Origin of the sequence: Kitasatospora sp. NPDC057500, assembly GCF_042802195.1 — a bacterium.
Taxonomy (GTDB): Bacteria; Actinomycetota; Actinomycetes; order Streptomycetales; family Streptomycetaceae; genus Kitasatospora.
The window spans coordinates 1-22,894 of the sequence record NZ_JBHVER010000092.1; the positions used below are offsets into that span (position 1 = coordinate 1).

15 protein-coding genes and 1 pseudogene are annotated in these 22,894 nt (G+C 73.5%); 11 read left to right on the top strand and 5 right to left on the bottom strand.

Annotated elements, in window-relative coordinates; genetic code table 11:
* Nucleotides 1-214 (top strand): annotated as a pseudogene (locus ACFU74_RS20440) (hypothetical protein); the annotation flags it as partial.
* A gap of 65 nt (nucleotides 215-279) precedes the next feature.
* Entirely contained in the window at nucleotides 280-1,224 is a 945-nt protein-coding gene (locus ACFU74_RS20445; RefSeq protein WP_380758625.1) for a bifunctional riboflavin kinase/FAD synthetase, read from the top strand.
* Between the two features lie 89 nt (nucleotides 1,225-1,313).
* Here the strand turns inward: ACFU74_RS20445 and ACFU74_RS20450 are convergent, their stop codons facing one another.
* From ACFU74_RS20450 to eccE, 3 genes are all read right to left on the bottom strand, one after another.
* Nucleotides 1,314-3,560 carry a MinD/ParA family protein gene (locus ACFU74_RS20450; RefSeq protein WP_380758627.1) on the bottom strand — a complete coding sequence of 749 codons (2,247 nt, stop codon included), beginning with the start codon at nucleotides 3,558-3,560 and terminating at the stop codon, nucleotides 1,314-1,316.
* Nucleotides 3,561-3,710: 150 nt separating this feature from the next.
* Nucleotides 3,711-4,484, bottom strand: coding sequence for a hypothetical protein (locus ACFU74_RS20455; RefSeq protein ID WP_380758629.1), 774 nt, complete (start codon nucleotides 4,482-4,484; stop codon nucleotides 3,711-3,713).
* Complete coding sequence (gene eccE, locus ACFU74_RS20460; RefSeq protein WP_380758631.1) at nucleotides 4,484-5,854, bottom strand: type VII secretion protein EccE; 1,371 nt, start codon at nucleotides 5,852-5,854, stop codon at nucleotides 4,484-4,486. The genes ACFU74_RS20455 and eccE overlap by 1 nt, the downstream gene beginning before the upstream one ends.
* A gap of 170 nt (nucleotides 5,855-6,024) precedes the next feature.
* Here eccE and ACFU74_RS20465 point away from each other — a divergent pair, with 170 nt between their 5' ends.
* The 6 genes from ACFU74_RS20465 to ACFU74_RS20490 all read left to right on the top strand — a co-directional run bounded on the left by ACFU74_RS20465 (nucleotide 6,025) and on the right by ACFU74_RS20490 (nucleotide 11,921).
* Nucleotides 6,025-7,695 (top strand): type VII secretion protein EccB, encoded by a 1,671-nt coding sequence (locus tag ACFU74_RS20465; protein ID WP_380758633.1) that lies wholly within the window; start codon nucleotides 6,025-6,027, stop codon nucleotides 7,693-7,695.
* Between the two features lie 203 nt (nucleotides 7,696-7,898).
* On the top strand, nucleotides 7,899-8,204 hold the full coding sequence (locus ACFU74_RS20470; protein WP_380758635.1) for a WXG100 family type VII secretion target: 306 nt from the start codon (nucleotides 7,899-7,901) through the stop codon (nucleotides 8,202-8,204).
* A gap of 77 nt (nucleotides 8,205-8,281) precedes the next feature.
* Nucleotides 8,282-8,575, top strand: coding sequence for a WXG100 family type VII secretion target (locus ACFU74_RS20475; protein ID WP_380758637.1), 294 nt, complete (start codon nucleotides 8,282-8,284; stop codon nucleotides 8,573-8,575).
* A gap of 90 nt (nucleotides 8,576-8,665) precedes the next feature.
* Entirely contained in the window at nucleotides 8,666-9,904 is a 1,239-nt protein-coding gene (gene mycP, locus ACFU74_RS20480) for a type VII secretion-associated serine protease mycosin (protein WP_380758639.1), read from the top strand.
* A 106-nt stretch (nucleotides 9,905-10,010) separates the two neighbouring features.
* Nucleotides 10,011-10,553, top strand: a complete 543-nt coding sequence (locus ACFU74_RS20485; RefSeq protein WP_380758641.1) for a SigE family RNA polymerase sigma factor — start codon at nucleotides 10,011-10,013, stop codon at nucleotides 10,551-10,553.
* Nucleotides 10,554-10,625: 72 nt separating this feature from the next.
* Nucleotides 10,626-11,921 (top strand): hypothetical protein, encoded by a 1,296-nt coding sequence (locus ACFU74_RS20490; protein WP_380758643.1) that lies wholly within the window; start codon nucleotides 10,626-10,628, stop codon nucleotides 11,919-11,921.
* A gap of 84 nt (nucleotides 11,922-12,005) precedes the next feature.
* On the opposite strand, the gene ACFU74_RS20495 is transcribed toward ACFU74_RS20490, so the two are convergent.
* Together ACFU74_RS20495 and eccCa are read right to left on the bottom strand one after the other, a co-directional pair.
* Nucleotides 12,006-13,418 (bottom strand): APC family permease, encoded by a 1,413-nt coding sequence (locus tag ACFU74_RS20495; protein ID WP_380758645.1) that lies wholly within the window; start codon nucleotides 13,416-13,418, stop codon nucleotides 12,006-12,008.
* 472 nt (nucleotides 13,419-13,890) lie between these two features.
* Entirely contained in the window at nucleotides 13,891-17,838 is a 3,948-nt protein-coding gene (gene eccCa / locus ACFU74_RS20500; RefSeq protein ID WP_380758647.1) for a type VII secretion protein EccCa, read from the bottom strand.
* A gap of 382 nt (nucleotides 17,839-18,220) precedes the next feature.
* Here eccCa and eccD point away from each other — a divergent pair, with 382 nt between their 5' ends.
* From eccD to ACFU74_RS20515, 3 genes are all read left to right on the top strand, one after another.
* Nucleotides 18,221-19,684 (top strand): type VII secretion integral membrane protein EccD, encoded by a 1,464-nt coding sequence (eccD, locus tag ACFU74_RS20505; RefSeq protein WP_380758649.1) that lies wholly within the window; start codon nucleotides 18,221-18,223, stop codon nucleotides 19,682-19,684.
* Between the two features lie 186 nt (nucleotides 19,685-19,870).
* Nucleotides 19,871-20,161 carry a 30S ribosomal protein S15 gene (rpsO, locus tag ACFU74_RS20510; RefSeq protein ID WP_209416808.1) on the top strand — a complete coding sequence of 97 codons (291 nt, stop codon included), beginning with the start codon at nucleotides 19,871-19,873 and terminating at the stop codon, nucleotides 20,159-20,161.
* A 464-nt stretch (nucleotides 20,162-20,625) separates the two neighbouring features.
* Complete coding sequence (locus tag ACFU74_RS20515) at nucleotides 20,626-22,833, top strand: polyribonucleotide nucleotidyltransferase (RefSeq protein ID WP_380758651.1); 2,208 nt, start codon at nucleotides 20,626-20,628, stop codon at nucleotides 22,831-22,833.
* Nucleotides 22,834-22,894: the final 61 nt, after the last annotated feature.

Here is a 22,894-nt window from a genome sequence, read left to right on the forward strand (position 1 = left end):
GGACGAGCGCCCGGCCCGCCCGGTCGGGCCGCGGCTGGACCGGCTGCGCGCCCTGGTGGCGGCCGGCCGGGACCCGCAGTACGCGGCGGCGGAGGCCGAGCGCGCGGGCGCTCCCGGGAGGCCGCGGACGCCCGCCGGCGGGCCCCGGCACCCGGCCGCGCGCCCAACCTGCCTTCCGGTGCCGAACTCGGGACAGGCGCATGGCACGCTATAGGGGTTCGGGTTTTGAGCGTTTGAGCGTACGGACGGTACGCGCCGTAGGGAACAAGGAGCGGTCGGGTGCAGCGCTGGCGTGGCCTGGAGGAGATCCCCGATGACTGGGGACGCAGCGTCGTCACCATCGGCTCGTTCGACGGGGTGCACCGCGGACACCAGCTGATCATCAACCGGGTGGTCGAGCGCGCCCGTGAGCGGGGTGTCCGCTCGGTGGTGGTCACGTTCGACCCGCACCCGAGCGAGGTGGTCCGCCCGGGCAGCCACCCGCCGCTGCTCGCCCCGCAGCCGCGCCGGGCGGAGCTCATCGAGGAGCTGGGCGTGGACGCCGTGCTGGTGCTCCCGTTCACCACCGAGTTCTCCAAGGAGTCGCCGGAGGAGTTCTTCCGGCAGGTGCTGGTGGACGCGCTGCACGCCTGCCTGGTCGTCGAGGGGCCGAACTTCCGCTTCGGCCACCGCGCGGCGGGCGACGTCGCGCTGCTGGCCGAGCTGGGCCGGGCCGCGGACTGCGGCGTCGAGGTGGTCGACCTCCAGGTGCGCGGCGCGGCGGGGGACGGCGAGCCGTTCTCGTCGACGCTGACCCGCCGGCTGGTCGGGTCCGGCGACGTGGCCGGGGCGGCGGAGGTGCTGGGCCGCCCGCACCGGGTGGAGGGCGTGGTGGTGCGCGGTGCGCAGCGAGGCCGCGAACTGGGCTACCCGACCGCCAACGTGGAGACCGTGCCGCACAGCGCGATCCCGGCGGACGGCGTGTACGCGGGCTGGCTGACGGCCGATGGCGAGCGGATGCCGGCCGCGATCTCGGTGGGCACCAACCCGACCTTCGACGGCACCGCGCGCACCGTCGAGGCGTACGCCATCGACCGGGTCGGCCTGGACCTCTACGGGCTGCACGTGGCGGTGGAGTTCCTGGTCTACCTGCGCGGGATGGAGAAGTTCGACTCCATCGAGGCGCTGCTGGACCGGATGGCCGACGACGTGAAGCGCGCCCGCGAGCTGACCGAGGCCGGCTGACCCGGCACCCCCGCGGACGGCGCGAGGGCCCGTCGACCGGGAAGGTCGGCGGGCCCTCGGTGTCCGCTGCTGCGGGCGGCTCGCTACTGCTACTGCTGCGGCGGGGCGGGCGGCGGGTAGCCGTAGCCGGGCGGCGGCTGGTGGCCCTCCTCGGGCGGCTGGGCGTAGCCGTACCCGGGGGCCGGCGGGGCGGGCGGCTGCTGCCACTCCGGGGCCGGGGCCGGCGCCGGGGCGGCGGGCTGGGCGCCCTGCTGCGGCGGGTAGCCGTACCCGGGCGGGGGCGGCGGGGTCTGCCCGGGCTGCTGGGTCCACGGCGCGCCCGGCGCGGGCTGGGCACCGGGATGGCCGGGCTGCTGCGGGTAGCCGTACGGGTACGGCTGGCCGTACGGCGGCTGGGGCTGCGGACCGGTCTGCGGCTGCCCGTAGTTCGGCGCCGGGGGCTGCGGCTGGGCCGCCTGCTGGTGGGGCTGCTGCCAGCTCGCCTGCTGGGCGGCGGCCTGCTGGGCCCGGATGATGTCCTCGCCGACCAGGGTGGCCAGGTCGAAGTAGGCCTCGCGGACCTTGGGCCGCATCATGTCGAGGTTGACCTCGGCGCCGGCCGCCAGGCTCTCGTCGAACGGCACCACGACCACGCCCCGGCAGCGGGTCTGGAAGTGCGCGACGATGTCCTCGACCTTGATCATCTTGGCCGTCTCGCGGACCCCGGAGACCACCGTGATGGACCGCTGCACCAGGTCGGCGTAGCCGTGCGCGGAGAGCCAGTCCAGGGTGGTGGAGGCGGACGAGGCGCCGTCCACGCTGGGCGTGGAGACGATGATCAGCTGGTCGGCGAGGTCCAGCACCCCGCGCATCGCGCTGTAGAGCAGGCCGGTGCCGGAGTCGGTCAGGATGATCGGGTACTGGCGGCCCAGCACCTCGATGACCTGGCGGTAGTCCGAGTCGTTGAAGGTGGTCGACACGGCCGGGTCGACGTCGTTCGCCAGGATCTCCAGGCCCGAGTGCAGGTCCTGCGAGGTGAACTGACGGATGTCCATGTAGCTGCGCAGGTGCGGGATGGCCGTCACCAGGTCGCGGATGGTGGCGCCGGTCTGCCGCTTGACCCGGCGGCCGAGGGTGCCGGCGTCCGGGTTGGCGTCGATCGCGATCACCTTGTCCTGGCGTTCGCTGGCCAGTGTCGCGCCGAGGGCGGTGGTGGTCGTGGTCTTGCCGACGCCGCCCTTGAGGCTGATCACCGCGATCCGGTAGCAGCTGAGCACCGGGGTGCGGATGATCTCCAGCTTGCGGGCCTTCTCGGCGGCCGCAGCCTTGCCGCCGAACTGGAAGCGCGGCTGCTGGCGCTGCTGCTTCGGCTGGCTGCGCAGCAGCCGGTCCGAGGACAGCTCGACGGCGGCGGTGTAGCCGAGCGGCGCGCCGTGCGCGGTCTGCTGCGGGGCGCCGGCCTGCTGGAAGGCGGCGGGCGCGGCCGGCTGCTGACCGCCCCACTGCGGGGCGCCGGGCTGGGGCTGCGCGGGCTGCTGGTAGGCGTTGGGCTGCGGCCAGCCGCCCGCGCGCGGGTCGGCGGCGGGCGGCGCGGACTGGCCGGGCTGGGGCTGGCCGGGCTGGGCCTGCGGCGCCTGGTGGGCGGCGGCCCAGGCGGCCGGGTCCTGGGGGTAGGGCTGCGGCTGGCCCGGCGTCCCCGGGTACGGCTGCGGCTGGGGCGCCGAGGGGTCGGCCGGCGGCCAGCTGTAACCCGCGGCGGGTCCGGGTCCGGGTCCGGGCGCGGGGGCAGGGGCCGAAACGGGTGCGGCTTCGGCGGTCGGGGCGGGGAACGGACCGGGCGCCGGGACGGGCTCCGGTGCCGGGACGCCGTGCGCGGCCGGTCCGGCCGGCGGTACGGCGGAGGCATCGGCCGGTGTGTGCGGCGCCCCTCCGGGGACACCGGGAACGGGTGCCGGGGCGGGCACGGGCGCGGCGGTCTCCACCGGCTGCGGCTGGACCGGCGGCTGAGGCTGCGGCTGCGCCACCGGGGCGGGAGCCTGGGCCTGTTCGGCAACGGCCGGCGGCACCACGGCGGGCGCGGGCGCGGGCGCGGGCGCAGGCGCAGACGCGGGAACGGGCGCCGCCGCCGTCGCCGGGGCAGGAGCCGGGACCGGCGTGGCCCCCGGAGCGGACGCCCCGCCCGGAGGCGGCGTCACCTGCGCACCCGGTGCGGCCTCTCCCGCCGCCGGCGCCGGAGCAGCCGCGGCGTCCGTCTGCACGTACCAGGACGGGGGAGTGTAGTCGGGCGCGTCGGACCAGTCGTCGTCGTCCTCTGCCGCATTGTCGCCGACGTAGACGCCGTCCCGATCGCTGCTCACCTAGGCTCCCTCGTGTTCGCCGCCGCACGTCCGCGGTGCCGTTGCCGTCTCACAGCCTAGGCCGTGGGCCACCTCCGGCTGAAGGCGGTGCCGCAACTCCGGACGGGCCGAGGACGGGCCGCGCACGGCCCGCGACCGGGCCCCCGCGGGTCAGTCGAGGCGGCGCGGACCGCCCAGGACCTGCTGTTCCGCCTGCCCGGCCACGATCCGGACGTACTGACGGTTCATCCGGGTCGTCCACAGCGTCAGGTCGTCAGACAGCGAAGGCAGCGCGGCCACCTCGCCCGCTCCGAGCGAGAGCACCCGGCCGATCAGCTCGGCCTCCTCCGGCATCACCCGCTGCACCCCGACCAGGTCGGCGGAGTTGAGCACCCGGACGGCGTTCGGCCCCAGGTGCGGTACCAGCGTCAGCACGGTCTGCCAGGGTGTGGCGGAGAGCCGGCTGCGCGGCGGGCGGGCGCCGAGGTCGCGCACCACGAGCACCGGTGACCCGACCGAGGCGCCCTGCGGTCCGAGCCGCCCGGGCTGGTGGACCGTCACGCACGGCTGCCCGCCGCCCGCGGCCTGCGCCATCGGGCCCCACAGATGGGCGCGGGCGGTCTCGACGGCGATCCGCGCGCCGGTGGCGGCCGCCCGCAGCGCGATGACCTGCGCGGTCCAGAGGCCGCCGACCAGCACCAGTTCGTGCGCGCTGGGCCGGAACAGGCCGAGCACGGCGGGGCGCGACTGGTGCACGTCCTCGCCGATCAGTACGCCGTCGTCGCCGACCGGGAAGGACAGCGCGTCCAGCTCGGCGAGGGTCAGCACGTGCTTCTCCCGGCGCGGGCCGCGCAGCCCGAAGCCGGGCAGCAGCCGGGGCCGGGCCCGCGGCTGCGGCTCCGCGCCGTTCTGCGGGGCGGTGGCGGGGCGGGTCTGGTAGGCCATCAGGAAGCACCTCCCAGAGGCAGCGTGGCGAGGACGCCGGGGGCCTGCTCCAGGTCGAGCCGGGCCAGGCCGAGCCCGGTGCTCTGGGCCCGCGCCTCCACCTGCCGGCCGAGCTCGACGGCCTCGCTCTCGCTGCGCCCGGTCACCCGGACGTGTCCGCTGAGCGCCACCGAGCCGCCGGTGCCGTGACCGGCCGTCAGGCTGAAGGTGCTGGCCAGCGCGGGCGCGCCGGTGACCAGGTTGACCAGGTCCGGGACGGCGATCCGGCCGGGGGCGCCGCCGGGGCGGCCGAGCTGCGGCCAGCGGGAGACCCAGTAGGTGCTGTGCCAGCGGTCGTCGACCCGCCAGAACCGGTTGGTCTCCTGGGTGCGCCGCCCGCTGCCGCCGCCGCTTCCGGTGCCCTGACGGCCCGCCGTGGCCAGCGGGTTGACGCAGCTGGAGATGGCGAGGGCGGCGATCAGCTCGCGTTCGTCGAGCACGGTGACGTTGAAGCCGGCGCCGTTCAACCGGCCGGCCAGCTGGTCGGTGACCCGCTGGAGCGCCTTGCGGGCGCCCGGCTCGCCGCCGCCGCGGGCGCGCACCGCGGTGGCCGCCCGTTCCGGGTCGAGCTTGAGCGCGACCCAGGTGAGCCGCAGCGCGGGGGTGGCGGTGCCGTCCGCGAGTTCCCGGTAGGCGCGGGCGGCCAGCGACTGCTCGGGCAGGTGCGGCGCGGGTGCCGGCTGGGTGTGCTGGACGAGCTGGACCGACTCCAGGGTGATGTCGTCGACCCGCAGCGCGGAGCAGAGCACGTCCAGCGGCAGCGGCCGGGCGGTGCGGGCCGGGCGCAGCGGCAGGTCCTTGGCCTGGACGAGCAGGACGGCGGTGAGGAAGGTGCCGTCGCCGACCATGCCGGTCTCCCGGCGCACCGGTCGGCCGCCGAAGTCGGTCTCGGTGGCGTGGGTGCAGGTGCGCAGGGCGGGTTCGAGTTCCAGGGCGGGGGCGAGCGCCGGGTCGGTGCCGGTCGGCGGGAGGTGCGTCCGGGCGCGCCTGCGGCGGGCCTTGAGCGCGGCGCGCACCCGCAGTGCCTCGGGGATGGTGCGTCCGCGCAGTGGTACGACCGCGAGCACCAGCAGCACGAGGGAGACGGCGCCGAAGCCGGCGGCGACCGGCCGGCTGATCGTCCAGCCGACCGCGACCAGCGCTGCGGCGACCTCGATCAGTACCAGCTGCTGGAGCCTCAGCCGCCTGCCGAGCAGCCCGGGCCGGGGGTGGACGCGGATCGGGACGGGGGCGCCGGCGCCGCCGGTGTCGGTCCGCCCGCGTCGTGCGGAGCGGCGTGAACCACTGCCCCGTGCCGTGCTCCGGCGCCCTGGAGCGGTCTGGCTTGGCATCCCCCGAGTGCCCCTCTCTGGTTCGGTTGTCGCGGCCCGGCTGGCCGGTGCGTGAACCGTACCCGTACCGTACTCACCGTCTGCTGCCGCATCGTAGAGGGTTCGAGCACGTTCTCGCCCGGGGGGTGCGGGACACGGGGCAGGACGGTCCGACAGGGGAGACGACGAGGATGGCATCGCGCCGCGACGAGCTGAACGCCTATACCTTCGCCCGCAAGCGCACGGTCGCGGCGTTCCTGCTGCCCGGTGGCGGGGGGAGCGACGAGGACGCGCCGCGGCCGGTCAAGGCGGTGCTGCCGAGCGTCATAGTGGGCGCGCTGGTGGTCGGCGGCTTCGGCCTCTGGGGGGTGTTCAAGCCGAGCGCCCCGGTGGGCTGGGACGACGGCAAGTTCATCGTCCAGGGCAAGCAGAGCACCACCCGGTACGTGGTGCTGACCGACCCGGACGGGAAGACCAAGCGGCTGCACCAGGTGCTGAACATGGCCTCGGCGCGGCTGGTGCTGCCGGTGGACTCCAAGGTCGTGGTGGTCGACGACGGCGTGCTGGACCGCTACCCCAACCACGGTCCGACGATCGGCATCCCGTACGCGCCGGACAAGCTGCCGAGCAAGGCGAACGCGAGCCGGCCGATGAAGTGGTCGGTCTGCGACCGCCCGGGCGACGAGCAGGGGAGCACCGTCGACCAGGCGGTGTTCGTGGCGGGCGGCGCGGACGCCGAGGCGCTCGGCGCGAAGGACCGGAAGCTGGACGTCGGCCAGGCGCTGCTGGTGCAGCAGGCGGACGACCCGCAGGTCGCCGCCGGGGGCCAGGCCGCGGGCCAGGGGAAGCTGAGGGTGTTCCTGGTGGACGACAGGGGCCGCCGGCACGCGATCGGCGCCCCGGAGGACTCGGACGCCACCCGCACCCAGCTGATGGGTGCGATCTTCGGGCCGACCGCCACTCCGCAGAAGGTGAAGAAGGACTGGCTGGAGACCCTGGCGCCGGGCAGCGACATCGTCTTCCCGAGGATCGAGGGGCTGGTCCCGGACACCAAGGCGGCCAACTCCTCGGTGCCGCTGCAGAACCCGGAGGACCGCAAGATCGGCCGGCTGGTCAAGTTCGGCGACAAGCACTACGTGGTGGGCAAGGACAGGCTGCTGCTGATCACTCCGTTCCAGGCGGAACTCATCCGGCAGAACCCGCAGTTGCAGCCGCTGTACAACCAGGACGCCAACCGGACCCCGCGGGTCGACGACCTGACCCCGGCCGAGCACGCCGCCGTCAACAGCAATGTGCCGCTGATGGCCGAGGGCGCCGCCGACTGGCCGGTCGGCACGGGCGCGCCGGCGAACAACTGGAAGGCTCAGAAGGACGCCCGCCCGGTGGTCTGCAGCACCTTCGAAGGGGTGGCGGAGGACGGCCGGACGCCCCGGCGCAGCGTCTGGGCCGGTCCCGACTACCCGGTGCGCTACAGCAACGGCGCGGCCACCGCGCACGTGACGCCGGGTCACGGCCTGTTCTACCGCGCGCTGGACAACGCCGCGGAGGGTTCCGGCAGCGACTTCCTGATCACCGAGACCGGGCTGCGCTACGCGGTCCCGGCCAGCAGTGAGGGCGGCAAGGGCGGCCAGACCACCGCGCCGGCCCAGCCGGGGGCCGGCCAGGGCGCGGCGCCGAAGACCCCCTCCGCGCAGCCCGCGACGCCGTCCGGTCCGCCGCAGCCCGAGGAGGCCGGCGGCAACCAGGCCCGGCTGGGCTACCAGGGGCTTCAGCCGGCGCTGGTGCCGCAGCAGTGGTCGAACCTGGTGCCGGCCGGTCCGGCGCTGAACGCGAAGAGCGCGGCGCAGCAGCAGAACGCCTGACCTGCGCTCGAACGCGCGAGTGGCCTCGGTCCGCGCGGCGCAAAGGAATTGGCCTCGATGTCATGGCTTGGTAACTGCCCGTCGCCCGGTGTTGGGTGAGCTGCGTGTGCCGACTACAGTGCTGCAGGACATCACACCGGTGATGCCCGGGGGCCGGAAACGAACCCCGGCCACGAGGTCTGTCTCATGGGGGACGGTGGAGCATGGGTCAGTTCAAGACGACCGCTCAGGAGATGCTGGCGTTCGCCAAGCACATGGACGAGGTCATCAACAAGATCAACACCGAGATCAACGGTCTCAACAACCTGGTGGGTTCGATCACCGGTGGTTGGCAGGGCCAGGCCGCGCAGGCGTACACCAACCTCCAGGGCCAGTTCAACACGGACGCCCAGGAGTTGAACAAGTCGCTGCGCGCCATCAAGGACGCGATCGAGCTCACGACCCAGAAGTACTCGCAGGCGGACGCCGACCAGCAGGCGATCTTCGGGTCCGCCGCCGCCGGCGTCTGACCCCCGGCCCCGTCCGTTCACCCCGCGACGCGCACCCCGGGTGACGGGGTGCCTCGCAGCCTCGACTAGGAGACATCGTGGCCGACCACATTCTGGTCAACTTCGAGACCATCAAGAACGCCAGCTCGGAGGTCCGTCGGACCGCCAAGACCATCCAGCAGCAGCTGGAGGAGCTGAAGTCCGGCGTCACCAAGATCGCCGCGAGCTGGGAGGGCGCCGCCCAGCAGGGCTACCAGGGCCACCAGGCCAAGTGGGACCAGCGCGCCGCCCACCTCCAGCAGGTGCTGGAGCAGATCGCCAAGTCGCTGGACAGTGCGGCCGAGAGCTACCGCAACACCGAGAACCGCAACGCCACCCTCTGGACCGGCTGACGGCTCACCGCCGGACCCGGCGCGCCGAAGGGCGGGTGCCCCCTCGCGGGTGCCCGCCTTTGGCGCGCGAGCGTGCAACCAGGTGACGACATGAGGGGTGGCAGGGTGCCGGTGGTCAGGTACCGGACGGCGGCCGCGGCGGCGGTCGCGTTCGCGCTGCTCGGCGGGCCGTTGACGGTGCCGGCGGCGGCGGACGGACCGGGCATCTCGGCCGCGGGGGACTGCGGCCGGAACGCCCAGAACGTGCAGGCCGTGCCGTGGTCGCTCCAGCGGATGGTGCTGGACGAGCTCTGGCAGGGCGGCGCGGTCACCGGTGCCGGGGTGCTGGTCGCGGTCATCGACACCGGGGTGGACGACCAGAACCCGCAGCTCGCCGGCAAGGTCCTCGACGGCGGTTCGCTGCTCAAGGACAAGGAGGGCAAGCCGGTCGAGGGCGGCGGCAAGGACGACCGGGTCGGCCACGGCACCAAGGTGGCCGGCATCATCGCGGCCTCCCGCAGCGAGCAGACCGGTTTCGTCGGGATCGCCCCGGGCGCCACCATCCTGTCGATCCGGCAGAACGACGCCGAGGGCAACGGCGATGTGCACTCGCTGGTCGCGGCCATCGACTCGGCCGTGCAGCAGGGTGCCAAGGTCGTCAACATCTCGCAGGACGTGCGCGGCGCGGGCGACACCCGGTTCGTCGGCTACGAGGAGCTGAAGGCCGCGATCGACAACGCCGAGAAGCGGGGCGTGGTGGTGGTCGCCTCCTCCGGCAACGACGGGAAGAAGGGCGACACCTACCCGGCGGCGTTCCCCACGGTGCTCGCCGTCGGCGCCTCCGACCGCAACAACGAGCGCACCTACTTCTCCCAGTACGGCGACTTCGTGGACGTCGCGGCCCCCGGGGTCGACATGCTCTCCACCGTCCCGCGCGGCGGGCAGTGCGTGGACAACGGCACCAGCTTCGCCGCCCCGTACGTGGCCGGTCTCGCGGCGCTGCTGGTCGGCGGGCACCAGGACTGGAAGCCCAGCCAGGTGCGGGCCTGGATCGAGCAGACCGCGCAGCGCACCGACCACAAGGCGAACGAGTACATCGGCTGGGGCGTGGTCGACCCGGTGAAGGCGGTGACCACCGCGCCCGCCGCACCGGCCGAGCGCCCGGTGGAGGACCCGCCCGTCCAGCTGGCCTCCGCCCCGATCGTGCCGCGCCCGCTCGGCCTCGGCGAGACCCAGGCCGACCGCGACGGCCGCACCGCGACCTACGTGCTGGGCATCGGCGCCCTGCTGGTCGCACTGCTGATCGGTGGCGGAGTGGTGCTCCGCGACCACCGCCGCCGGCCCCGGTAGGCGCCCCCGGCGGGCGCCGGGAGGAACTTCCGGCCGGCTGTAACATCCGCTGCCGCTCACCGCATCGAAGAAGTGTCAACAGCGGTGAGCGGGAGGGTCGTGGGGGATGGGGCGGATCAGGGCCGGACGCGAGACGAAGGACACGGAGTTCCTGGAACTCGTGTCGGGGCACACCGGACGGCTCTACCGTTCGGCCTGCCTGCTCACCGGCGGTGACACCCACCGGGCCGAGGACCTCGTCCAGGAGGCGCTCGGCCGGATGTACGTGCTGTGGCGCCGCAAGGCCTGGACCGGCGGGCGGCACCGGATCGACAACCCCGCCGCCTACGCGCACACCGTGATGGTGCGCGTCTTCCTGGCCCAGAAGCGCCGCCGCTCCAGCGACGAGCGACCCACCGACCGGCTGCCCGACGCCGTGGGCCGGGAGCAGGACGGGGCGCTGCGGCTCACCCTGCTCGACGCGCTCGGCGGGCTGTCCGTCCAGGACCGGGCCGTGCTGGTGCTGCGCTACTGGGAGGACCGCAGCGTCGAGGAGACCGCCGAGGCGCTGCGGCTGTCCTCGGGCGCGGTCCGCACCCGGACCTCCCGGGCGCTGGCGCGGCTGCGCGCGCGGCTCGGGGACTCGCTGGCCGAGCTCGCCGCCCGCTGACGGCACGACCCGACCGCCTCCACGGGGCCGCCACCGGCCCCGTTCCGTGACCGAAGGAATCGGTGATCACGCATGTCCGCACCCGACAGCTTCGAGGATGACCTGCTCCACGCCATGACCCGGGCCGGCGACGGCTTCCGCCCCCAGGGGCCGGAGGGGCTGGCGGCCGGCGGGCTGGCCCGCGGCCGCCGCCGCTGGCGCCGCCGGTCGGCCGCCGCCGTGGTGGGCGGCGCGGCCGCACTGGCGCTGGTGGGCACCGGCGCCTTCTACCTCACCGACGGTTCCCCGGCCGCGTCCGGGCTGACCCCGGCGGGCGGCGGGGCCACCACCGCGGGCTCCGCCTCGCTCACCCCCGGCTCCTCGCCGACCGTCTCCGCCACCCCCTCGGGCGTCGCCGGGGTCAGCGGCGACGAGGTGCTCGCCACCTTCAGGGCGCTGCTGCCTCAGGGACAGGTCAGCGGGGCCGACGGGTCCGGCACCGACACCGCCGGCGGGCCGGGCGGGGTGACCGGTGCCCAACTCGTCCTCGACGACGGCAACGGCAAGGCCTGGATCATGATCTCGTTCACCAGGACCGCCGAGGACGACCCGAGGCGGGCGGACACCGACTGCCCCGACCGCAAGATCGTCCGCTACGACGCCTGCACCTCCACGCCGCTGCCGGACGGCGGCGCGCTGACCCTCTTCCAGGGCTACGAGTACCCGGACGGCCGGGCCGACACCAAGTGGTGGTCCGCCCGGCTGACCGGCGAGGACGGCCGGCTGATCGAGCTGAGCGAGTGGAACGCGGAGGCGCAGAAGGGCAAGCCGGTCACCCGGCCCACCCCGCCGCTGACCCCCGAGCAGCTCAAGGCGGTCGTCACCGACAAGTCCTGGGACCGGGTGATCGCCGCCCTGCCGGAGCCGGGCCCGCCGACGCCGGAGCCGGGCTCGCCGACGCCGAGCGCCCGGAGCACGCCGTTCACCGGGCAGGAGATCCTGGAGACCGCCGCGAAGCTGCTCCCGGCGGGCCTCAAGCAGGCCGAGACCGACGGCAGCGAGGGCTACGCCAACTTCGTGGTGGACGACGGCAAGGGCAGGTCGATGGTGGAGCTCAACGTCGAGGACTGGAGTCGTACCCGCGAAGCCAAGGCGCAGTTCGCGGGCGGCGAGACGCTCCCCGACGGCACCAGGGTCATCGTCCGCAAGGTGCCGGGCAACCCGACGAGGTGGGTGGTCGACACCCTGCGCCCGGACGGCCTGCGGGTGGCGGTCGGCGCCTACAACAGCGGCGGACCGAACGACGCGGCGTCCCGCGCCGTCCCGGCGCTCACCGTCGACCAGATGAAGATGATCGCGACCAGTCCGCGGTGGAAGCTCAAGAAGTAGCCCGCGGACGCGGCAGTGCCCCGGGCCAGGGGGAGCCCGGGGCACTGCCGTGTGGGGGAGGGGCGGGGTTCTCGGGGAGGGGGATCAGCCCTGCTGGTCCTCGGGGAGGCTGATCACCCAGTGGGTGGCCTGGCGGGGGCGCAGGTAGAACAGCCAGTAGAGGGTGGCGACGGCGGTGATCCCGCCGGTCCACAGCAGCGGCACGGTGTCCAGCTGGGTGATGACGTAGCCGAGCACCACGATCAGCACCACCGGCACGGCCGGCCACAGCGGCATCCGCCAGGCGGCGGCGTGCTTGTGGTGCCTGCGGCGGGAGAGCAGCGCGGCGATCGCGACCAGCAGGTACATCCCGGTGACGGCGACGCCGGTGATCTCGCTGAGCAGCTCGCCCTCGACGTAGCAGAGCGCGGCACCAGGCAGGCCGACGGCCAGGGTGGCGACCCAGGGGGAGCCGAACCGGCCGAGGGTGCCGAAGGCCTTGTTGACCGGGCCGGGCCAGGCCTTGTCGCGGGCCGAGGCGAACAGCACCCGGGAGTTCTGGATGACCATGACGATGCCGGCGTTGATGATGGCCAGCGCGACGCAGAGGCTGATGAAGGTGCCGACCGCGGAGTTGCTCCAGGCGGTGACCATGCCGGAGATGTCACCGGAGCTCAGCGTCGCCAGGTCGGGGGCGCCCATGGTGATGGCGGCGACCGGGACGAGCAGGATCGCGGCGGAGATGCCCAGCGTCCACAGCACGGTGCGGGAGACGTTGCGGCGCGGGTTCTCCAGCTCCTCGGAGAGGTAGACGGCGGTGGAGAAGCCCTGGGTGATGAAGAGCGCGATGCCGAGGGCGCCGATGATCGCGCCGATGCTCACCGTGGTGGTGACGCCGTCCTCGCCGGTGACCACGCCGTGCAGCATGCTGGGCGCGTCGCCGTTGGCGTGGGCGAAGCCGAGCACCGAGACCACGCCGGCCGCGATGACCTCCAGCACCAGGAAGATGCCGGTGATCCAGGCGTTGGCGCGCAGGTCCAGCAGGCCGGCCAGGGTGGCGGCGAGCATCACCGCGGCGCCGGCCAGCGGCTTGTCGACGTGCAGCACGGGCGCGAGGTAGTCGGCGGTGCCGAGGGCGATGACCGAGGGGACGATCATCACCACGATCAGCGAGAGCACGAACACCAGCCAGCCGGCCAGCCGTCCGGCCAGGGTGCCGACCATCGCGTACTCGCCGCCGGCGCTGGGGATCAGGGTGCCGAGCTCGGAGTAGCAGAACGCGACGGCGATGCAGAGGATCGAGCCGATCGCGATGGCCAGCGCGGTGGCGCTGCCGATGCTGGAGAACAGCTCGGGGACGATCACGAAGAGCGTGGAGGCCGGGGTGACGCAGGACAGCGTCAGCAGCGTGCCGCCGACGACACCGATCGAGCGCTTGAGCGTCTTCTGGGCGTCGGGCGCGCCTGCGACGGCCGCGGCGGGGGCCGCGGTGGCGGGCGGGCGAAGCGTGTCGGTCATGAGGCATCCGATCGGCTCTGTGCTGGTCCTGGAGAGGGAGCGGTATCGCCTCCGCTGGCTGACTGGCTCGGTTTCTGGTCCTGTCGCTCCCGGGCCGCCATGGAACCTTGGCCGGATCGATCGAGTCAATCGCCGAAGGGCTTCGGAATCCGTTGCCGGGCAGCGCATAAACATGCGATCCAATGATCACTAATCGTCATCACTATGCATGTCCGACTTGTTACTTTCGCTACATCGCGCTTGAATCCAAGGTGAACGCAGTGTTGCAAGCACCCATTCAAAGGTGCCGCCCGGATGCGGGGGCAGGTCGGCCGGACACCTCTGCGCCGCCCGTCAATCCCCGGGCCGGGTACGGGAACCGCAGCCCTCCGCCGGAAAGATCTAGGTAACGTTTCGGCACCCGGGACGGCGGAAGGGGCCGGATCCGAGGACCCGACCCCTTCGAACACGCTCCGTGACGAGAAGCCGACGGCTACTGGGCCGGCAGCCAGCCCGTCTGCACCATCTGCCCGCTGGTCACCCGGCGCGAGACGAACACGCCCCGGCCCGGCGGCAGCGCCTGCGGCTTGACGTTGGCCAGCAGCGGGCCCTCGTCCCGGTTGCCGGAGAGCAGCACGCCCTGGCCGCCCAGCTCGCGCATCCGCTGCATGAACGGCTCGTACAGCGAGCGCCCGGCGCCGCCCGCGCTGCGCGCGACGATCACCCGCAGGCCGATGTCCCGCGCGAACGGCAGGAACTCCGCGAGCGCCGCCAGCGGGTTGCCCGAGGAGGTCGCCACCAGCTCGTAGTCGTCGACCACCACGAACATGTCCTTGCCGCTGTACCAGCTGCGGTTGCGCAGCTGCTCGGCGGTCACGTCCGGCCCGGGCAGCCGGCGCGCGCAGGCCCCGCGCAGCATCTCGACCACGCTCGACATGGCCGGCTGCGCGGCGGCGTACTCCACCAGGTACTCCGGCGGGACGACGCCGAGCAGCGCGCGCCGGTAGTCGCCGACCACGATGCCGGCCTGGTCCGGGGTGTACCGCTCGGTGATCTGCTTGACCAGCATCCGCAGCAGCGCGGACTTCCCGGACTCGGTGTCGCCGAACACGATGAACAGCGGGTCGGTCTCGAAGTTGACGAAGGCCGGCGCCAGCTCCGCCTCGTCCACGCCGAACGCGACGCCCCGCTCCGGCTGCTCGAAGCCCTTCGGCAGCGAGTGCCCGTCCAGCACCGCCGGCAGCATCCGCACCTGCGGCGCGCGCGGGCCCGTCCACGCCCCGGCGACCGCCGAGACCAGCCCGGCAACGCCGTCCTGGAGGTCCTCCGCCGAGCCGGAGCCGTCCAGCCGGGGCAGGCCGGTGAGGAAGTGCAGCCGGTCCGGGGTGACACCGCGCCCCGGGACGGCCGGCACGTTCTGCGCCACCCGGCGGTCCACCTCGGACTCCATGGAGTCGCCGAGCTTCAGCTCGGTCCGGTTCTGCAGGAGGTCCTTGAGCGCCGGGCGGACCTCCGCGTACCGGGCCGCGGTGACGATCAGGTGGACGCCGTAGCCCAGGCCCCGCTGGGCGATGTCGCCGATCACCGGCTCCAGCGCCTCGAACTCCTGCTTGAAGGTGTTCCAGCCGTCGATCACCAGGAAGACGTCGCCGAACTGCTCGTCCGGCAGCGCGCCGGAGGCCCGGCGGGCCCGGTAGGTGGCGATCGAGTCGAGCCCGGTGGCGCGGAACAGCTCCTCGCGCCGGTTCAGCACGCCGTGCACCTCGGAGACCATCCGGCGCACCTTCTCGGCGTCCAGCCGCCCGGCCACCCCGCCGACCTGCGGCAGGCCCTGGAGCGACTGGAAGCCGCCGCCGCCGAAGTCCAGCAGGTAGAACTGCACCTCCAGCGGGGTGTGGGTGAGCGCGAAGGAGGTCACCGTGGTGCGGATCACCGTCGACTTGCCGGAGAGCGGACCGCCCACCACCAGGCCGTGGCCGGCCGCCCCCGAGTAGTCGTGGTCGAGGATGTCGCGCTTCTGGTCGCGCGGCTTGTCGACGATGCCGACCGGCACCCGCAGCCGGCCCAGCGCCCCGTACTGCGGCGCGGTCAGCCCGCGCTCGACGGTCGCCTGGAGCGGCGGCAGCAGCTGGTCCACGCTCGGCGGCGCGTCCAGCGGCGGCAGCCACACCTGGTGCGCGGCCGGGCCCTGGCCCGCCATCCGCTGCACGAACACGTCCAGCACGGTGTCCGCCAGGGCGTCGTCCGGCTCCTCGGCGATCGGCTCGACCTCCTGCACCAGCGGCTCGGTCACCGGCACCTCGGCCGCGGTGAACCGCACCGGCCGCGCGGTCACCAGCCGGCCGCCGGTCGACCGCTGCTGCCCCGGCGCCCGGTACGGGCCCGAGACGTACGCCGCCTTGAACCGCTCCATCACGTCGGTGCCGAACTTCAGGTAGCCGACGCCCGGCACCGGCGGCAGGTGGTAGGCGTCCGGGACGCCGATCGCCGCCCGCGACTCGGCCGCCGAGAAGGTGCGCAGACCGATCCGGTAGGAGAGATAGGTGTCCAGACCGCGCAGCTTGCCCTCCTCCAGGCGCTGCGAGGCCAGCAGCAGGTGTACCCCGAGGGACCGGCCGATCCGGCCGATCTGGATGAACATGTCGATGAAGTCGGGCTTGGCGGTGAGGAGTTCGGAGAACTCGTCGATGATCAGCACCAGCGACGGCAGCGGGTCCAGCGCCGCGCCGGCCGCCCGGGCCCGCTCGTACTCGTGGATGTTCGCGTAGTTGCCGGCCCGGTGCAGCAGCTCCTGGCGCCGGTTGAGCTCGCCCTCGATGGCGTCCCGCATGCGGTCGACCAGGGTGAGCTGCCCCTCCAGGTTGGTGATCACCGCGGAGGTGTGCGGCATGTCCGCCATGCCCGCGAAGGTCGCGCCGCCCTTGAAGTCGGCGAGCACGAAGTTCAGCGTCTCCGAGGAGTGCGTCATCGCCAGCCCCAGCACCAGGGTGCGCAGCAGCTCGGACTTGCCGGAGCCGGTCGCGCCGACGCACAGGCCGTGCGGGCCCATGCCCTCCAGCGCGGCCTCCTTGATGTCCAGGTACACGTGCTCGCCGCCGGCCCCGACACCGATCGGCACCCGCAGCCGCTCGTGCTGCGCCCGCTGCCGCCAGCTGCGCGCCACGTCGAAGGAGCCCGGGTCCCCGGAGTTCATCAGGTCGGTGAAGTCCAGGTTGGACAGCAGCGGTTCGTCGTCGCCGCCGGCCGAGGCCCGGTACGGCGCCAGCTGCCGGGCCAGCGCCTCGGACTGCCAGGCGCTGAGGGTGTCCGGGGCGCCGGAGTAGGTGGCGCCGGAGGCCGAGCGCAGCACCAGCTCGTCCGGCGAGACCGTGACGACCAGGTGCCCGGTCGGCTCGTCCAGGTCACCGGGGACCACCTCGACGATGGTCACCCCGTGCACGCCCTCCGCGCCGGCCAGCAGCGAGTCGTGCGGCACCGAGGCGCCGTCCATCACGACGACGATGTGCGGCTGGTCGGGCGCCGGCGAGGCGTCCCGGACGAACCGCTGACGGCCGGCCAGTTCGTCCTGGAGCAGCAGCTCCAGCTCGCCGAGGCCGGAGGCGATCAGCCGGCGCGAACCGGCGCCGTCGCTCTCCTTGCGGTGCTGGTTGTGCGGGAGCCACTTGGTCCACTCCCACTCGTCCACCGCGCCGGGCGCGGCCGCCACCGTGATCAGCAGGTCGTCCGGCGAGTGCAGGGTGGTCAGTTGGGCGATCATCGCCCGGACGTTGCCGTAGACGGTGTCCGGGTCCCCGCAGACCGTGATGTGGTAGAAGGCGCGCAGCGAGATCGCCAACGGCAGGTCCTGCAAGGTGCCGTGGGCCTTCAGGAAGGTCTGCATCGCGGCCGCCGACAGCGGCTCCAGCTCGTCCATCGGCGCGGTCTGCGGCGCGACCAGCGGGGTGGACAGCTGCACCGGCCCGCGGCCGACCCGGATCTGCGCGAAGTCGGCGTCCCCGGAGCGCCGTTCCCACAGCCGTCGGCCGTCCGCGACGATCGACCAGAGCTGGTCGGGCTCGGGGTTCAGGAAGAGCTGCGCGCCGCGCTGGCGCTCGGCGGTGCGGCGCACCTGGCGGCGCATCTGCTGGAGGTACTTGAGGTAGTCGCGCCGCTCGTCCGCGGTGGCCGAGGAGCCGCCCTTGCGGGCCCGGACGATCTGTGCGAGCGCCATGCCGACCGTCGAGACGATCATCAGACCGCCCATGATCTTCATCGGGGCCTGGGCGCCCGGGGCGAAGAAGAACACCGCCGATCCGCCCATGCCGAGCATCGGAAGGACGCTCATCACCCAGTCCTCGCCGCCCGACCGGGGCAGCTCGGGCGGGGCGACCAGCTCCACCGGCTCGTCCGGCACCGCGGGCGGATAGGCCCGGGGCGGCCGCTTGACGGTGATCACGCCCATGCGCGCCCCACCCTCCGACCACGAACGCTTCGCTCGATCACCACGGCATCAGCCCTCACGCCACTGGATACGTACGGGTGAGGGCGCCCCGTGTGACGCCGCCCCCGCTCCGCCGACCGCAGGCACCGGGGGAGGTGCGCGCCGCCCCCGCCGCCTTGCGCAGGGGCCGATCCTACTGGGGCCCCGGCCCGGCGGCCCCGCCCGCCCTCCACGGGGCCGGACACGAACCGAGCGGGTAGGGTAACGCCGCGCCAACTCGTGGCCCCGCCGGGCCGGTTCCGCCCGGCCCGGGCCGGCGCGACGGCCAGACCGACCAGCCGCCGTACCGCGGCACCGTCATCAAGGGGGAGCGCCCAGTGCGTCGAGCGAACGAGGTACGGGCATGACGACGCCCGCCACCACCGGCTTCTGCCGGGTCACCGTCGTCGCCCCGGACAGCCGGATCGACGTCGCCCTGCCCGAGGACGTGCCGCTCGCGGACGTCTACCCCGAGGTGCTGCGGCTCTCCGGCCAGACCCAGCCCGACGGCGTGCCCACCGGGTTCCACCTGGTCCGCCGCGACGGCACCGTGCTCGACGGGGGCCGCTCGCTCGCCGCCCAGCAGGTGCGCGACGGCGACCTGCTCAGCCTGCGCCCGTTCGCCGAGTCGCTGCCGCCCGCCGTCTACGACGACGTCGCCGACGCGATCGCCACCGCCGGTGAGAGCGACCGCCGGTTCTGGGGCCCCGAGCTGATGCGTGCCTTCGGCCTCATCGGCACCGGCGTGCTGCTCACCCTGCTCGGCTTCGCCCTCTGGTTCGCCGACCTGCGCCACGACATGCACGGCCTTCCCGGCGTGCTCTCCGGCGTCGTCGCCGTCGTGCTCACCGCCTTCGCCGGCGTCCGCGCCCGGGTCTACCGGGACGCCTGGGCCGGACTCGCGCTCGGCCTCGGCGCCCTGCCGCACGCCCTGATCGCCGGCAGCGGCCTGCTCGCCCCCACCGGCGGCCCGCTGGACGGCCCCGGCCGGCTCCAGTTCCTCACCGGCTGCGTCGCCGTGCTGGTGGTCGCCGTCCTGCTGGTCGGCCTGCTGCCCGAGAAGGACTCGCTGTTCGTCGCCGCCGCCTTCCTGGCCGCGGCCGGCGCGCTCGCCACCTTCGCCGCCGTCCTGCTGCCCGGGACCCCGGCCGACCACATCGCCGCCGTCACCGGCGTCGCCGCCGTCGCCGCGATCGGCTTCCTGCCCGGCCTGTCCGCCCGGTTCGCCCGGCTGCCCGTCGGCTACAGCGCCCCCGGCCAGACCCGCGCCCGCGGCCGCGACCACGACGAGGAGGCCGCCCGCGCCGAACTCGTCCAGTACGAGCGGATCGCCCACCAGGCCCGCCGCGGCCACGAGGTGCTGGTCGGCCTGGTCGGCGGCTGCGCCGCGGTGATCGTCGGCGCCTGCGCGGTGCTCGGCTTCACCGACGAGACCCTCCCCGAACTGCTCGCCCTGCTCCTCGGCCTCGCCACCATGCTCCGCGCCCGGCTGTTCCGCTACAGCGCGCAGGTCTTCAGCCTGACCATCGCCGGCCTGCTCGGACTGTCGCTGCTGATCGTCGGCCTCTCCCTGCACACCCCGCAGTTCGTGCTCCGGGCCGGCATCGGCTCCACCGGCGCCGACCTGCGCACCGTCTGGCTGACCGCCTCGATCGCCTTCGGCGCCGCGGTGCTCACCGCGATCGCCCTGGTGGTGCCCCGGCTCGGCGTCTCCCCGTTCTGGGGGCGGGTGCTGGACCTGGTCGACAGCCTCACCCTGATGTCGCTGGTCCCGCTGGTGCTGGCCGTGCTCGACGTCTACCGGCTGGTCCGCGGCGCCACCGGCTGACCCGTGCGCCGGGGCCACCTGGCACCGGTGCAATGCGGCACTGGTACGCTTGGCCCTCGAGCGCAGCCGTGTGTCCGCCCCCGGGTGGGGCGAGGACCGGCGGCCGCGCCCGTCACGACACCGAGTTCTCCCAGAGTCCTGTGCCGTAGACCAGGACCGCTCGGTATCACCTCGTAAGGAGTTGCAGTGGCTCTCGCCTCTGACGTCAAGAAGCAGATCATCGCCGAGTTCGGCCAGAAGGAGGGCGACACCGGCTCCCCCGAGGTCCAGGTGGCCATGCTCTCCCGCCGCATCTCGGACCTGACCGAGCACCTCAAGTCGCACAAGCACGACCACCACTCGCGCCGCGGCCTGCTGATCCTGGTCGGCCAGCGCCGCCGCCTGCTGCAGTACCTGGCCAAGAAGGACATCGAGCGCTTCCGTACGCTCGTCGACCGCCTGGGCATCCGCCGCGGTGCCGCCGGCGGCGCCCGCTGAGAACGCCGCTCGGGGCGGCTCCCCACACCGGGGAGCCGCCCCTCGCGCGTATGCCGCGGCGGTACGGCCGGGGCGTCCACCGGGGCGCCCGAACGCGACAACCGGGCATAACAACTCGCGCGCACCTCCCCAGGTGGCCGAGGATTGCACCGTAGGGTTGTGGGCATGCCGGGTGATGGCGCCGCAAGCGCGCCACTCAGGCAGCAGAACCCAACCCCCCGCGGGACGAAGGCTTCAAACGGAAGCCGCCCGCATCCGAGAGAGCGTCCAGACGCGGACCGCCCCGTCCGGACCCGGCCGGCCGAGAGGCGCCGGTCCTCGGTAGTGGCCGCCGGAGGCCCCGCCCATCGAAGCGGGGTGCACCGGAGGCTTCGATCGAAGACCGGCCCGACCGTCCAGGGTCAACACGCAGGCGATGCGCGGGGACGCTCTCCCGGAGACGTACGAAAGAGGAGATCTTCCAGGTGGAAGAGAACGTGTTCTACGCCGAGGCCGTGATCGACAACGGTTCCTTCGGCACCCGCACCATCCGCTTCGAGACCGGCCGCCTGGCCCGTCAGGCCGCCGGCTCCGCCGTCGCCTACCTGGACGACGACACCATGGTGCTGTCGGCCACCAGCGCGTCCAAGCAGCCGAAGGAGCACTTCGACTTCTTCCCGCTGACCGTGGACGTCGAGGAGCGGATGTACGCCGCCGGCCGCATCCCCGGCTCGTTCTTCCGTCGTGAGGGCCGGCCCTCCGAGGACGCGATCCTCACCTGCCGCCTGATCGACCGCCCGCTGCGCCCGTCCTTCGTCAAGGGCCTGCGCAACGAGATCCAGGTCGTCGTCACCGTGATGGCGCTGAACCCGGACCACCTGTACGACGTGGTGGCCATCAACGCCGCCTCCGCCTCCACCCAGCTGGCCGGCCTGCCGTTCTCCGGCCCGATCGGCGGCGTGCGCGTCGCGCTGATCAACGGCCAGTGGGTCGCCTTCCCGACCCACAGCGAGCTGGAGTCGGCCGTCTTCGACATGGTCGTGGCCGGCCGCGTCCTGCCGGACGGCGACGTCGCGATCATGATGGTCGAGGCCGAGGCCACCGACAAGACCATCAAGCTGGTCGAGGGCGGCGCCGACGCGCCGACCGAGGAGGTCGTCGCGGCCGGCCTGGAGGCCGCCAAGCCGTTCATCAAGGTGCTGTGCGCCGCGCAGTCGCAGCTGGCCGCCCAGGCCGCCAAGCCGACCGGCGAGTTCCCGGTCTTCCTGGACTACCAGGACGACGTGCTCGCCGCGCTGACCGCCGCCGTCAAGGACGAGCTGGCCCAGGCCCTCACCATCCCGGGCAAGCAGGAGCGCAACAACGAGCTGGACCGCGTCAAGGCGCTGGCCGCCGAGAAGCTGCTGCCCGAGTTCGAGGGCCGCGAGAAGGAGATCAGCGCCGCCTACAACGCGCTGACCAAGAAGATCGTCCGCGAGCGCGTCATCAAGGACAAGGTCCGCATCGACGGCCGCGGCGTCACCGACATCCGCACCCTGGCCGCCGAGGTCGAGGCCATCCCGCGGGTGCACGGCTCGGCCCTGTTCGAGCGCGGCGAGACCCAGATCCTGGGTGTCACCACGCTGAACATGCTCCGCATGGAGCAGCAGCTGGACACGCTCTCCCCGGAGACCCGCCGCCGCTACATGCACAACTACAACTTCCCGCCGTACTCGGTCGGCGAGACCGGCCGCGTCGGTTCGCCGAAGCGCCGCGAGATCGGCCACGGCGCGCTGGCCGAGCGGGCCATCCTCCCGGTCCTGCCGACCCGCGAGGAGTTCCCGTACGCCATCCGCCAGGTCTCCGAGGCGCTCGGCTCCAACGGCTCCACCTCGATGGGCTCGGTCTGCGCCTCCACCATGTCGCTGCTGAACGCCGGTGTGCCGCTGAAGGCCGCCGTCGCCGGCATCGCCATGGGCCTGATCTCCCAGGAGATCGACGGTGAGACCCACTTCGTGACCCTCACCGACATCCTCGGCGCCGAGGACGCGTACGGCGACATGGACTTCAAGGTCGCCGGTACCCGCAACTTCATCACCGCCCTGCAGCTGGACACCAAGCTCAACGGCATCCCGGCGTCGGTGCTCGCCGCCGCGCTGAAGCAGGCCCGCGACGCCCGCCTGCACATCCTCGACGTGATGAACGAGGCCATCGACTCCCCGGACGAGATGTCCCCGAACGCGCCGCGCATCATCACCATCAAGATCCCGGTGGACAAGATCGGCGAGGTCATCGGCCCCAAGGGCAAGATGATCAACCAGATCCAGGAGGACACCGGCGCCGAGATCACGATCGAGGACGACGGCACCATCTACATCGGTGCCGCCGACGGCCCGGCCGCCGAGGCCGCCCGCACCACGATCAACCAGATCGCCAACCCGACCATGCCGGAGGTCGGCGAGCGCTACCTGGGCACCGTGGTCAAGACCACGACCTTCGGTGCCTTCGTCTCGCTCATGCCGGGCAAGGACGGTCTGCTGCACATCTCGCAGATCCGCAAGCTCGCCGGCGGCAAGCGCGTGGAGAACGTCGAGGACGTCCTCGGCGTCGGCGCCAAGGTGCAGGTCGAGATCGCCGAGATCGACCCGCGCGGCAAGCTCTCGCTGATCCCGGTCATCGAGGGCGAGGAGAACGCCGAGGCCGCTTCCGAGTGAAGCGCGGCTAGCTGAACCCCGCGGCCCGCACGCCCCCAGCGGCGTGCGGGCCGCACCCTGT

Bases quoted from the DNA above. Each gene is read 5' to 3' on its own strand.
- ACFU74_RS20455 (WP_380758629.1), bottom strand. From the start codon at position 4,484: ATGGCCTACCAGACCCGCCCCGCCACCGCCCCGCAGAACGGCGCGGAG.
- eccE (WP_380758631.1), bottom strand. From the start codon at position 5,854: ATGCCAAGCCAGACCGCTCCAGGGCGCCGGAGCACGGCACGGGGCAGT.
- ACFU74_RS20465 (WP_380758633.1), top strand. From the start codon at position 6,025: ATGGCATCGCGCCGCGACGAGCTGAACGCCTATACCTTCGCCCGCAAG.
- ACFU74_RS20470 (WP_380758635.1), top strand. From the start codon at position 7,899: ATGGGTCAGTTCAAGACGACCGCTCAGGAGATGCTGGCGTTCGCCAAG.
- mycP (WP_380758639.1), top strand. From the start codon at position 8,666: ATGAGGGGTGGCAGGGTGCCGGTGGTCAGGTACCGGACGGCGGCCGCG.
- ACFU74_RS20485 (WP_380758641.1), top strand. From the start codon at position 10,011: ATGGGGCGGATCAGGGCCGGACGCGAGACGAAGGACACGGAGTTCCTG.
- ACFU74_RS20490 (WP_380758643.1), top strand. From the start codon at position 10,626: ATGTCCGCACCCGACAGCTTCGAGGATGACCTGCTCCACGCCATGACC.
- ACFU74_RS20495 (WP_380758645.1), bottom strand. From the start codon at position 13,418: ATGACCGACACGCTTCGCCCGCCCGCCACCGCGGCCCCCGCCGCGGCC.
- eccCa (WP_380758647.1), bottom strand. From the start codon at position 17,838: ATGGGCGTGATCACCGTCAAGCGGCCGCCCCGGGCCTATCCGCCCGCG.
- eccD (WP_380758649.1), top strand. From the start codon at position 18,221: ATGACGACGCCCGCCACCACCGGCTTCTGCCGGGTCACCGTCGTCGCC.